At 31.3% G+C, this 13,112-nt stretch carries 11 protein-coding genes and 1 riboswitch; of the genes, 5 read left to right on the top strand and 6 right to left on the bottom strand.

The genetic code is table 11. From position 1 onward, the window contains the following. Positions 1 to 53: 53 nt before the first annotated feature. The gene (locus EV195_RS14085; RefSeq protein WP_132795609.1) at positions 54 to 2,378 is read right to left on the bottom strand and encodes an ATP-dependent helicase; all 2,325 of its coding nucleotides are present in this window, start codon (positions 2,376 to 2,378) and stop codon (positions 54 to 56) included. A 225-nt stretch (positions 2,379 to 2,603) separates the two neighbouring features. Between EV195_RS14085 and EV195_RS14080 the strand changes: the two genes are divergently transcribed. Genes EV195_RS14080 through EV195_RS14065 form a run of 4 tightly spaced genes read left to right on the top strand, consistent with a single transcriptional unit; the run spans position 2,604 to position 5,732 of the window. Next, on the top strand, positions 2,604 to 3,218 hold the full coding sequence (locus EV195_RS14080; RefSeq protein ID WP_132795608.1) for a SatD family protein: 615 nt from the start codon (positions 2,604 to 2,606) through the stop codon (positions 3,216 to 3,218). Then, a complete protein-coding gene (locus EV195_RS14075; protein ID WP_243693131.1) occupies positions 3,218 to 3,934 on the top strand; it encodes a DUF3307 domain-containing protein in 717 nt (238 codons plus the stop codon). Before EV195_RS14080 ends, EV195_RS14075 begins: the two co-directional genes overlap by 1 nt. Position 3,935: 1 nt before the next feature. Continuing rightward, positions 3,936 to 5,204, top strand: coding sequence for an amidohydrolase (locus tag EV195_RS14070; RefSeq protein ID WP_132795606.1), 1,269 nt, complete (start codon positions 3,936 to 3,938; stop codon positions 5,202 to 5,204). A 15-nt stretch (positions 5,205 to 5,219) separates the two neighbouring features. After that, positions 5,220 to 5,732, top strand: coding sequence for a DUF7935 family protein (locus tag EV195_RS14065; RefSeq protein WP_132795605.1), 513 nt, complete (start codon positions 5,220 to 5,222; stop codon positions 5,730 to 5,732). 61 nt (positions 5,733 to 5,793) lie between these two features. Here EV195_RS14065 and EV195_RS14060 read toward each other — a convergent pair whose 3' ends face one another. Further along, complete coding sequence (locus EV195_RS14060) at positions 5,794 to 7,704, bottom strand: TonB-dependent receptor plug domain-containing protein (protein ID WP_132795604.1); 1,911 nt, start codon at positions 7,702 to 7,704, stop codon at positions 5,794 to 5,796. A gap of 78 nt (positions 7,705 to 7,782) precedes the next feature. After that, a riboswitch (cobalamin riboswitch) is annotated at positions 7,783 to 7,972 on the bottom strand. Between the two features lie 59 nt (positions 7,973 to 8,031). Between EV195_RS14060 and EV195_RS14055 the strand changes: the two genes are divergently transcribed. After that, on the top strand, positions 8,032 to 9,150 hold the full coding sequence (locus EV195_RS14055; protein WP_132795603.1) for an ABC transporter substrate-binding protein: 1,119 nt from the start codon (positions 8,032 to 8,034) through the stop codon (positions 9,148 to 9,150). 7 nt (positions 9,151 to 9,157) lie between these two features. Here the strand turns inward: EV195_RS14055 and msrA are convergent, their stop codons facing one another. From msrA to EV195_RS14035, 4 genes are all read right to left on the bottom strand, one after another. After that, positions 9,158 to 9,754 carry a peptide-methionine (S)-S-oxide reductase MsrA gene (msrA, locus tag EV195_RS14050; protein WP_132795602.1) on the bottom strand — a complete coding sequence of 199 codons (597 nt, stop codon included), beginning with the start codon at positions 9,752 to 9,754 and terminating at the stop codon, positions 9,158 to 9,160. Between the two features lie 125 nt (positions 9,755 to 9,879). Then, the gene (locus tag EV195_RS14045) at positions 9,880 to 10,509 is read right to left on the bottom strand and encodes an HmuY family protein (RefSeq protein WP_132795601.1); all 630 of its coding nucleotides are present in this window, start codon (positions 10,507 to 10,509) and stop codon (positions 9,880 to 9,882) included. Between the two features lie 11 nt (positions 10,510 to 10,520). Then, complete coding sequence (locus EV195_RS14040) at positions 10,521 to 10,979, bottom strand: DoxX family membrane protein (protein WP_132795600.1); 459 nt, start codon at positions 10,977 to 10,979, stop codon at positions 10,521 to 10,523. A 7-nt stretch (positions 10,980 to 10,986) separates the two neighbouring features. Next, complete coding sequence (locus tag EV195_RS14035; protein WP_132795599.1) at positions 10,987 to 13,038, bottom strand: TonB-dependent receptor plug domain-containing protein; 2,052 nt, start codon at positions 13,036 to 13,038, stop codon at positions 10,987 to 10,989. Positions 13,039 to 13,112 lie beyond the last annotated feature (74 nt).

Below are 13,112 nucleotides of genomic sequence, written 5' to 3'. Positions count from 1 at the left end.
CAGTTTTCTAGTATTGGATGTAAGTTATATTAACAGAATCGAATAATAGATTTTTAGCCAATTACCTTCAATTTTGCAAATTGTAATAATAGTTTTTTCTTTCCTGCTGTGGCAAATTGAATTTCTGCTTTTTTGTTTGGACCTTTTCCTTCTAATGCTATTACCTCTCCTTTGCCAAACCTATTGTGTTCAACAATATTTCCAACAACCACTTCTCCATCAAATAAATTGGTTTTTGAACTTACTTCTGAAACCTTTTTCATTTTACCTTTTGGAGGTATTAAATCTCCAGATTTATTTGACAAGAACTCTTTTCTTTTTTTCTGTATTGGTTTTTGAAAGCGGATTTTTTTAGGAGCGTCTTCAAACAAGCTTGCATCTATAAATCTATTCGCAGAAGGTTCTGGTAACTTTGGCGCAATATATTCTAAATATTGATCATCAATTTCTTCTAAAAATCTACTTGGTTCACCATCTGTTAACTTTCCCCAACGATAACGCGTTTGTGCATAGGTTAAATAGGCCTGTTTTTCAGCTCTAGTTAACGCTACATAAAATAATCTCCTCTCCTCTTCTAATTCACTTCTGGTATTCATACTCATAGCAGATGGGAATAAATTTTCCTCTAAACCTACTATATAAACGTATGGAAATTCTAATCCTTTTGCCAAGTGAATTGTCATTAAAGACACTCGTGGTGTTTCGTCTTTTTTATCAGAATCAAAATCGGTAGCTAATGCAACATCTTCCAAAAATATTGGTAGCGATGCATCTTCGCCTGTTTCTATTTTATCTGTAATAAAATCTTTAATACCATTTAATAATTCTTGAACGTTTTCTACTTTACTTACTCCTTCAGGTGTTCCATCTTTTTGTAAATCTTTAACTAATTGCGTTTGTTTTACCACTAAATCAGCTACTTCAAAAGCATTTTTTGTTTGTGCTTCTATTTGAAAACGCTGAATCATATTAGCAAAATTCTCTAGCTTGGTTTTAGTGCTTGCATTTACGTTGACATCTAAAAGAGGTAATGTTTGAATTACTTCAAAAATGGATTTCTTGTAATGATTTGCAGCAATGGTTAACTTATCAATTGTAGTTTGCCCAATTCCTCTTGCAGGATAATTAATTACTCTCTTTAGCGCCTCTTCATCATTTGGGTTAATCAATAATCGTAAATATGAAAGTAAATCTTTTATTTCCTTACGTTGATAAAACGAAATTCCTCCATAAATTTTATACTTTATATCTTTCTTTCTAAGCGCATCTTCTATAGCTCTTGACTGTGCATTTGTTCGATACAAAATAGCAAACTCCTCATTAGTAAGTTGATTGTTCATTTTATTATCGAAAATAGATTGCGCTACAAAACGACCTTCTTCTCCATCAGAAATAGTTCTCATTACTTTAATAGAACCTCCATCATCATTAGCTGTCCATACTTCTTTATCTAAACGTGTTTTATTCTTTGCGATTACAGAATTCGCAGCATTTACAATGTTTTTTGTAGAACGATAATTCTGTTCTAATTTGAATGTTTTTACATCTGGATAATCCTTTTGGAAGTTTAAGATGTTTTGAATGTTAGCACCACGGAAAGCGTAAATACTCTGAGAATCATCTCCTACCACACAAATATTCTGAAAACGATCTGCTAAAGCTCTCACTATTAAATACTGAGAATGGTTTGTATCTTGGTACTCATCTACTAAAATATATCTAAATCGATCTTGATATTTTGCTAATACATCAGGGAATCTTGCTAAAAGCTCATTGGTTCTCAACAATAAATCATCAAAATCCATCGCTCCATATTTGAAGCAACGTTCTACGTATTCTTTATAAATATCACCCGTTTTAGGTCTACTTGCCATTAAATCGGCCTCCTGTAAATCTGAATTATTAAAATACGCTCGAACCGTGATTAAACTATTTTTAAACGAAGAGATTCTGCTTAATATTTGTTTTGGTTTATAACGGTCTTTATCAAGATTCATTTCCTTGATTATTGATGTTATTAATCGTACAGAATCTTGCGTATCATAAATTGTAAAGTTAGATGGATACCCAAGTTTATCTGCTTTAGCTCTTAAAATTCTAGCAAAAACTGAGTGGAATGTTCCCATCCATAAATTCTTAGCTTCGCTGTATCCTACTACTTTACCGATTCTTTCCTTCATTTCTCGAGCAGCTTTATTCGTAAACGTAAGAGCTAATATATTGAACGAGTCTACTCCCTGTTCCATTAAGTAGGCTATTCTAAATGTTAGTACTCTTGTTTTACCAGAACCTGCTCCTGCTATGATAATCATCGGACCGTCTTTTTGTAATACAGCCGCTCTCTGTGGTTCGTTAAGTTGTTCTAAATAAGTATTCAAAGAATATAAATTTGATAAGTATTCAAAGGTGTTAAATTTACCACTATTTCTACTGTGCACATTATAAAAAGCTACTTTTTATCCACAATTTAATCTTTACAACTCCAATATTATTATTCCTTAAAAAAGGAATAAATTAAAATATAACTAATAAAGGTTATAATTTTAAAAATAACTTTAAAAGGTTATAAAAAAAATCATATATTTACATAAAATCACATTACTATGATTGCAGTAATTACTGGAGATATTATCAACTCAAGGAATGAACCAGTAGAAAAATGGTTGTCAAATTTAAAAAAAATACTGTCATCTATAAATACAACTCCAAAATACTGGGAAATTTATAGAGGCGATAGTTTTCAACTTGAAACCAAGGCTGAAGATGCTGTAGTGGCTTGTTTAAGAATTAAGGCTTCTATAAAACAAATTAACGATTTGGACGTTAGGTTAGCAATCGGAATTGGAGAGAAAAGTTTTGATGCTGATAACATCACAGAATCAAATGGAGAAGCTTTTATAAATTCTGGTTACTCTTTTGATAAACTGTTAAAAAAACAAAGTATTGCCATAAAATCACCTTGGAAAGAAATCGATGAAATTTTAAATATATCTTTGAGTTTAGCGCTTCTTACCATGGATTATTGGACCGCTAATTCAGCTGAATTTGTGAGTACGTCTATAGAACATCCTGAGTTAAATCAAACCGGTTTAGGCGAACTACTCAACATATCACAAGCAGGAATAAGTAAAAGAGGAAAACGATCAGGATTCGAAGAGATTCTTAAATTAGAGCAATATTATAGAAAAAAAATCAACGAAAAAATTAACCAACCATAATGCTTTTTATTCAACTACTATTAGTCCACATTTTAGGAGACTTTGTTTTACAACCTACCTCATGGGTTAAGAACAAAATGAAATATAAAATTAAATCCAATAAGCTATACGCTCATATTGGAGTTCATGCTATATTTTTAATCTTCATAGCTTTATTAAATCCTAAATTTTGGATCGCGTTACCCGTAGTAATTGTTTCTCATTACCTAATAGATATAAGTAAATTATATCTTCAAAATAAGATAAAATCTACTATTTTATTTTTTGGAGATCAACTACTGCACCTATTTTTTTTAGGATTAGCCACGTATATCACAAAACCATTTGAAATTGATTTTTCAAAAATATTTACTGAGAAAGTAGTATTGCTAATTACAGCTATCTTATTTATTGTTTTTGTTGCTCCAATTCTAATTCAACTAATTGTAAAGCAATGGGAACCTGAAAAAGATAAATTAGATCATAAACAATCATTAAAAGAAGCTGGTAAATATATCGGAATACTAGAACGCCTATTCGTATTTATGTTTATTATATTTGATAAATGGGAAGGTGTAGGTTTTTTACTTGCTGCAAAATCTATTTTTAGGTTTGGAGATTTAACCACAGCCAAAGACAGAAAATTAACAGAATATATACTTATTGGAACATTAATAAGTTTTGGTTTGGCTATACTTGCTGGACTTATTTATAAAAATGTAATTCAACTATTTTAAAATGAAAAAATATACAACCCTTCTATTATTATTAATTTCAATTACAACTTTCTCACAAGAATTAAATAAAGATTGTGAAGCTATAGAAAAAAAAGTAATTGAGTGGCGAAGAGATTTTCATCAAAATCCTGAACTATCAAATCGAGAATTTAAAACTGCCAAGAAAATAGCCAAACACTTAAAATCGCTAGGTATTGAAACTCAGGAAAATGTTGCTAAAACTGGTGTTGTTGGAATTTTAAAAGGTAATCAACCAGGTAAAGTTGTAGCCTTAAGAGCAGATATAGATGGATTACCCGTTGTTGAAAGAAACAATTTACCTTTTAAATCAACTGTTACATCAAATTATTTAGGTAAAAATGTAGGTGTAATGCATGCCTGTGGACACGACACTCATATTGCAATTTTAATGGGTGTTGCAGAAGTTTTGGCGAAAAACAAAGACAAAATAAAAGGAACAGTTAAATTCATTTTCCAACCCGCTGAAGAAGGAGCACCTGAAGGTGAAGAAGGTGGAGCTGAATTGATGGTAAAAGAAGGAGTGTTAAAAAATCCAGATGTAGATGCTATTTTTGGATTACACATTTCTTCTGGACAAGATGTTGGAACGATTACATACAAGCCTGGCGGAATAATGGCAGCCTCACAGAGTTTCAAAATTAAAGTAAAAGGAAAGCAATCTCATGGTTCTAGACCTTGGGCGAGTATAGATCCAATTATGGTTTCTGCAAAAATTATTGATGCACTTCAAACAATTATTAGTAGAGAGGTAGATTTAACAAATGAAGGAGCTGTTATTACCGTTGGTAAAATAGATGCTGGAGTTAGAAGCAATATTATTCCTGAATCTGCTGTAATGATAGGAACTATCAGAACTTTAGATTATGGTATGCAAAAACAAATTAATGATCGAATGAAAGAAATGGTTCCTGCTATAGCAAAATCATACAGAGCTGAGGCAACCATAGAAATTGCAAAAGGATATCCTATCACTTACAATAATATAGAATTAACAAAACAAGTACTTCCAACACTTCAAAATGTAGCTGGAAAAGAAAATGTTACATTAATTAAAGCTATTACTGGTGCTGAAGATTTTTCTTTCTTCCAAAAAGAAGTACCTGGTTTTTATTTCTTTTTAGGAGGAAAAACTATTGGAAATAAAAATCCATATCCTCATCATACCCCAGATTTTCAAATTGATGAAAGCGGAATGTTATTAGGTGTAAAAACGATGACTCAATTAACTTTAGATTATTTAAACAACTAATATTAAACACAATACATGGAAGACAAAATAATAGAAGGAATAGCATTTGCTTTACCAGCTTTAGTTACAGGTGGAGTAGCCTACTTTATGTTTAGTGCTTTTTTACAACAAGATGATAATGAGAAGAAATTCCAAGCACTTATACAAAAGAAAAAAGACAGCTTGCCTACAAAACTTCAAGCGTATGAACGTTTATTATTGTATAGCGAGCGAATAAATCCTGCTAAATTATTGACAAGAGTAAATCCAATTGGAGATGATTCTGATAGTTACGCACATTTATTAATTGCTAATATAGAGCAAGAATTCGAACACAATTTAGTGCAACAAATTTATGTTCATGAAGATGCTTGGAAAGCAGTTGTAGGTTCAAAACTATCTATTATTAATAAAATTAGAACAACAGCAGAATCTAGTGATAATGCGAAAGAACTTAGAGAAAACTTATTAATAGATTACTCACAAATTGAAAGTCCAACAGAGACTGCTATAGCCATTATAAAACAACAAGTTAAACGATTAATTTAAAAGTAAAGAGGTTACCAATTTGGTAACCTCTTTGGTTCTAACAATAAATAGAAAATAGTATTTAAAACTTAAGTTTTAAACCTAGATTAAAGTTTCTACCTCTAGTGGTAAAACCAGCAATTTCTTGATAGTCTTCGTTTAGAATATTAGTTAAACTACCAAAAAGCACTACTTTATCTTTTAAAATACTGTGATTCACAAATAAATCTAATACACTATAAGAATCTAAAGCAACACCTCCAAAATCACTTGTTTCGCTAACATATCTGTAACCTAAAGAAGCATTTGTATTTTTAATAGGAGAATAATCTATAAAACCGGCTATTTTATGTTGTGGTATTTTTAATAATAAACTCTCGTCTCTATCAATGTAACCATAATTCACTCTTAACTGTAAATTTTTCATTGCCTTATATGAAACTTCTGTTTCAATACCTCTAGCGATGAAAGTCCCAAAATCGTTTGTTGTTACAGAAACTAAAGCTACTGGATCAAAACCAAATGCTATTTTATCTGTTTCTTCTCTATAGAAATAAGTCGCATTTAAGGTTAAGTCTTCAAATAAACTTACTTCAAAACCTCCTTCAATAGTTATATCTTTTTCAGGCTCTAACTCTTCAACGGCTGGAGATTTAGTGAAAATTTCTGATAAGGTTGGCGCAACAAAAGCAGTGCTATATGAAGCAAATACTTTTACCGATTTATCATCAGCAATATCAAAATTATAAGAAGGATTCACATTAAACACGAAGTTACTTCCATATTCATTATGAATATTCATTCTTCCTCCAACATTTAAGTTAAAATTATACTTTGAATTGTAGTTAACAGAAACATATGGATCAATAAAATGCTGCTTCCCTTCTCCTTCAGGAATCACACTGAAAGAAGTATTTTGCAACATATCTTGATATTGAGAAGCTACACCAACAATAAAAGAAAATTCTTCATTAATTTGATAGTTATTAAACACATCTAAGCCTAAAACTTCACCTTTATAAGTATCTCCTGAAGGAGCATTATCTCTTCTAATATCAATAAAAGAGGTTCTAACTTTTAACTCTCCCTTATTGTATTTAAAGTCTGTAGTAAAACCAGCTCTGTTTTGCACACTTTTAAAGCTATTGTTCCTATCAACCGCTCTACTTGTACCAGTTACAGGATCAAAAGTAAATCCATCATACTCTGTAAAAACTTCATCAAAGTTTGCAAAAACTCCAAATCTCAATTTATCAGTATGATTATACCCTAATTTCAGCATTACATTCTGACGATAGAACTTATCTTCTTCAAACAATGTGTTTTCATCAGTATTTTCTGCAGCAGATAATCCACTAGAATTATTCGTGTTTAACGACAATAAATAATCTACTTTATTAACAGTTCCATTAAAATTAAAGTTTGCAGCAAATTCATCAGCCGCAAATTTAGTGTCTTGATTTGCTCTGTTGCTTCCCACAGAAGTTGTAAAACTTCCTTTGAACGCATCTTTAGATGCTTTCTTTAAGATAATATTAATAACTCCAGTTGCAGCTCCAGTTCCGTATAACGTTGAAGAAGCCCCTTTCATTACTTCAATACGCTCAACCTGATTAATATCTATCTGACGTAAATCGAAATCGCCATTAAATGATGATGGATCATTTACATTAATTCCATCAATTAAAATAGCAACTTGTCTATTTCTTCCCCCACGGATATAATATCCTAAATTTTGACCTTTCGTACTGAAATTACCATTGATTTCAATTCCAGGAAGGTCATTCAAAAAGTCAACTATTGTTTTACCTTGATTTTTCTCAATAGTTTCAGCAGTAATTTGGTGAATAATTTTACCAATATTCTTTTTACTGGTTTTAAATTTAGTAGCAGTTACCACTACTTCATCTAACTTTTCGTCTTGTTGAGCAGATACAATTGTACTAGAAAAAGCACATACCAATGCACCAACAATTACTAATTGTTTTTTCATTAAAATGTTTTGTTTGATTTACAATAAATCAGGTATCAGATTTTTATGCATTATAAAAAACTTTTATCCCGAAAGTTTATTACCCCGTGAAATTTGGCAGGTCTCCTGACTTGCGTCTTGTAACTCACCTTCCCGCTTACGCAGTGGTAAAAGTTTTAGTTACAAGCTTACTAGCTTACAGTTGCGGGAACAGTCTCGGATTCTCACCGAATTCCCTTTTAATTCACTACAATGAAATTGCAGCAAAACCAAAATTCTCGGCAAATGTAGTTTTAAATACGAGAATACCAAAACAATTTTGTAATCTTGCTGCAAATCAAATTTCAAATGGAAAAACGTTTCTTAATACATCTACTTTTAGTTAGTACCATTTTACTTTCCGCATGTAAAGAAAATCCTAAAAAAGAAACTGTTACACCTATAAAAAGCTCAGTGAAATATGCTAAGGGATTTGATATTATTAATGTAAATGAAGAGACTAAAAAACTTATTATTAAAAATCCGTATTTGAATGCGAACGAAAGTTTTGAATACATTTTAAGTAAAAACAAACAAAAGGATGCTATTCATATTCCGATTGAAAAATTAGTAGTCACTTCTACTACGCATATTCCAATGCTTGAGGTTTTGAATGGTGAAGAACTATTAGTTGGTTTTCCTAATACGAAATACATATCTTCTAAAAAAACAAGAGCGTTAATTTCCAACGGAAAGATAAAGGAACTTGGCATTGAAGCTGATTTAAATACAGAAGTTTTATTAGACTTACAACCCGATGCCGTTGTTGCTTTTTCCATGAACAAAACCAATAAATCATTACAATTCATAGAAAAAAATGGAATCCCAGTTGTATTAAACGGAGACTGGTTAGAAGAAACTCCGCTAGGAAGAGCTGAATGGATTAAATTATTTGGTGTTTTACTCAACAAAGAAAAAGAAGCTGACAGTATTTTTAACGTGATTGAAAAAAACTATTTAGAAGCCAAACAATTAGCTTTAAAAGCCACATCGAAACCTTCAATTTTATCGGGAGCTTTTATGCAAAAAGACGTTTGGAATTTACCTGCTGGAGAAAGTTTTGTTGCTCAGTTTTTAGAGGATGCAAATACCAATTATCTATGGAAAGACACAAAAGGAAAAGGAAGCTTATCGTTAAGTTTAGAAAGTGTTTTAGACAAAGCACAAAATGCAGATTATTGGGTTGCTCCTGGTTATTTTAACACCAAAGAGGAAATGCTTCAAAAAAATAAAATATATAGTGATTTTACAGCTTTTAAAGAAAACAAACTATATACACCTAACATGAAAAAAGGGTCTACCGGAGGAGTTATTTATTTTGAACTCGGACCTAGTAGACCTGATTTAGTTTTAAAAGATATTATAAAAATAACGCATCCTGAACTACTTGAGGACTATGAATTTACTTTTTTCGAAGTAATGAAATAGTTTTTCTTTAATGACCTTTTTTTAAAAGCTCTGGAAATTTTTTCTTAAATCTATTTAACCTCGGAATAGAAACATTTCTTACATAAGGATTATTTGGGTTTAATCGCTCATAGTTTTGATGATACGCTTCGGCTTCATAAAACTTTGTAAATTTAGTTACCTCAGTAGCTATTTTACCTTTATAAACTTCTGTGTTCAGTTTTTTAATGTAATCATCAATAATCTTCTTTTCTGTTGCATTCCTGTAAAAAGCAATAGAGCGATATTGAGTTCCGTAATCTGGATGTTGTCCATTAACAGTTGTTGGATCATGAGAACCAAAAAATACTTTTACCAAAGTTGCAAAACTCACTTTCTTCGGATTGTAATAAACAGCAACCGTTTCAGCATGACCTGTTGTTCCTGTTCCTATCTTTTGGTACGTTGGGTTGCTTGTATGTCCGCCAGCATAACCAGAAACAGCTTCATTCACTCCTTCTACACTTTCAAAAATTGCTTCAACACACCAAAAACATCCACTTGCAAAATAGGCTACTTCCTGCTTTTTTTGTGCATTTGAAAAAGTTGATAATCCAATAAAAATAATTGCAATAAGTTTCTTCATTATAATTCGTTTTGAACTTCGTCGTTACACTTTTTAAATTCTTTCATTAAGATAACGAAAAAAAGCTACTCGAACGAATCGAATAGCTTTTCAGATTAAAAACTAACAAATTTCAACATTTACGACTATTGAAAATCTTTATCGCCTTCATTGGGGTTATATATATAATTAAACGAATAATGTCTTGCATTTTCTTCTTTAGATGCATCGTTATCTTTGTAATAACTCACAATTTCCAGTTTTGCATAATTTCCATCGATGGTTCTAATTACTAAGACTTTTCCTGCGATTGGGTTAATCATGTGTGTTGGTGGACCAGCATACGTATACCAACCATTTCCACTTCCGGTAGTTAATGCATATTCACCAGAAGCATCTTGCTTAAATTCACTATCAGCCGGAGCTTCAGTTATGCTTGACAATGTTCCTGTAATTAAAGCTAAAGCGGCAGTTCCTGTTCTTTGAGGCTCTTCTGTGATGCCACCAATTTCAGCCCCTCCATTTATTAGAATTGTAGTTCCTCTGAATGCTATATCCCAATTATCGCCGCTAACTTGACTTCCTTCTTTAAAACTGAACTTGGTAAAACTTCCAGAAGTAACTGGTGGATTTTGAGTGAAATCAGTACTCTGTAAAGCTGCTAAATTTGTGATTGACTTTGATTCTACTGGTAACGTAGTAACGCCTTCGTTGTCTTCACAAGAAGCACATAGTACAGAAATTGTAAATAGTATTATTAATTTTAAGTTTCTCATTGTATAAATATTTAATTGAATTTTAATTTTTCTGGTTGATATATAATTGATTTTAACAACTTTCTTTCTTTAAACAATAACCAAGCGTTGATTAGTAATAAACCTCCTGTTTGAAGTAATTCTCCTACTTCATCAAACTCTAAAAACAGATGGAAAAAGAAAATGTTAATGACAATTGGAAATGCCATGATAGCACCGAACGTTGTAAATACTTGGCTTATTAATAAAAGTCCGCACACAATTTGCATGATGCCTAAAAACTGCCACAAGTATCCAGTTTGTTTCATTCCGTTTATATACAGTATTTTTTGAAGTGTCAATTCTTTGTCAACTGCCTGAAATTTTTCTGCTTTTTTGACAACTTGAACTGGTGAAGGATTCTCTTTTGAGAACTTCCCTATTCCTCCGTAAATCAGCATTCCTCCTAAAACAATGCTAAGTGCTAGTGTTATTATTTTGATTGTTTTCATGTATGTATTAAATATTAAATTGAATTCTTGTAAAAAATGTTCTTCCTAATCGTCGCGCTGCATCAATATTTTCGAAGCGATTACGATTCTCTTCACCATTTGAATTGAATACATTATCAACTCCTAATTGAAGATTGATAAAATCATAAAATCTCTTTTGAAACGCTAGATTTATGAGTGTATTTCCCGCAACAAAATCATCGTATTTATCAATAATTTCATTGTTATTATTGGTATCGAATAATGCAAAACGACTTCGATACAATAGTCTAAGATTTACTGAAAAATCATGTTGGAAGTTTTCATAGAAGAACTTCAAATTTGCTGTATGTTTAGATCTATTCGCAAGCCCGAAATAATCGTTTATTGATAATAATTCCGACGGAGATGTTGGTGTTCTTCTAAAAAAGACTTCTCCCCTTTTTATTTGATTGATTTCTTCTTTATCGCCTGTATCCAAAAATTGATATCCAGCTGAAAATCGAAGATTTGTATTGATTCTGTAATCTGTTTCTAGTTCGAGACCTTGTGTAAACACACGATTTCGATTTTCGTAAGAAAAAACAGATGTATTTGGTAAGTCTGGGAAGTTTCTAGACACTACAAACGTGTTAATTAAATCACGAATATCATTTCTAAAAAAGTTTAGATTGATTTTAAGATTTGTAGTCGGTTTTATCTGAAATCCAAAGTTGTATCCTATTGAACTTTCCGGTTTTAATTCTTTTTCTAACGAACTAACTTCTGGTAAATCACCATATAACTCATGTAAAACTTGAGTTCCTAAAACCACATAGCCTCCCGCAGTATTTCTGAAGTTAAAAAACAATTGTCTGAAGTCTGGAACTTTATACCCAAAACCAACTGATGATTTTGCTGTTATCCAATCATTAATTTTATAATTTGCCGATAATTTCGGGCTAAAAGCAGATTTGAATTTATTAAACGCATCGAATCGTAAACCAGCAACTATATTTACTTTATCAGTAAAATTTGTATCAAACTGAGTAAAGGCATAATATCCGTTAAATTGTTCTTTACCATCAAAAAAAGTTCTTTCTAAACCATCAAAGTTTGCTCCCAGTCCACTTACGAGATTTCCCTCATCAAAATTAACATCTAACTTTATCTCTGGCCTATATAATGTTTGATTAAATGCAGATGTTTCACCATTAAAAACACTTTCAGTTTTAAATCGTGTTCCGTAGAATAAGTAATCAATTTTAAAAGAATCACTTAACGTTTGTGTGGTCTTTAGAGAGCCTCCAAAATCTAAACGACTAGCATCTCCTGAATTGTTAAAAATGGTTTCTTTAAAATACCTGCCTTCAATTACGGTTTTTACTTTTTTAGTAAAACTATAATTCAACAGTAAATTACCCGATCCGTTTTGATACGCCTGAGCCGTATTGATATTATCTCCAGGAGATACATCATAAGTTCCTCCAGAATTCAAATTCAACCCTACATTAATTCCGAAGTTCTCCTTCCCATAAGAATAACTCGTATTTATATCCAACTCTTCTCTTGCTGCAAATCGAGACATATACGAAACAGTTCCTTTAGAAACTCCGTCTTTAGGATTTTCGGTAATGATATTAATTACACCACCTAAAGCTTCGGAACCATATAACGAAGAAGATGGACCTTTAACAATTTCAATTTGTTTAATATTATTGATAGACAAGCGGTTTAGGTCAATATTTCCAGAAGTTCTACCAATTAACGGAAGTCCATTTACCAAAATCAATGTATACTCTGCATCTACACCTTGCATTTGTACACCTTCAGAACTACCAAAATCAGAAACCATAATCAAACCCGTTTGTTCCAAAATAATATCTCGTAATCGTGTAGCACCTGTTTGTAAAATTTGTTTTTTACTAATTAAAGTAACTGGCATTGGTAAAGAAGACAATTGACGTTTAGTTCGAGTTGCTGTAACTATTACTTCATCTAACTTATTTGGAATAGAATCTTTTTTCTCCTTATTCTCTTGGCTATTTACATGAATTACCATGCATAAAATGATTGTTCTGAAAACCTTATTTAGAAACATTCTTAATAATTTTAATGCAAATATATATTTTATTTTTATTCAATCTAAATAAATATTATAAATTTGCATCGTAG

The sequence above is a fragment of the Tenacibaculum skagerrakense genome, assembly GCF_004345825.1.
GTDB classification, from domain to species: Bacteria; Bacteroidota; Bacteroidia; order Flavobacteriales; family Flavobacteriaceae; genus Polaribacter; species Polaribacter skagerrakensis.
This window is presented reverse-complemented; position numbering and strand designations above follow the sequence as displayed.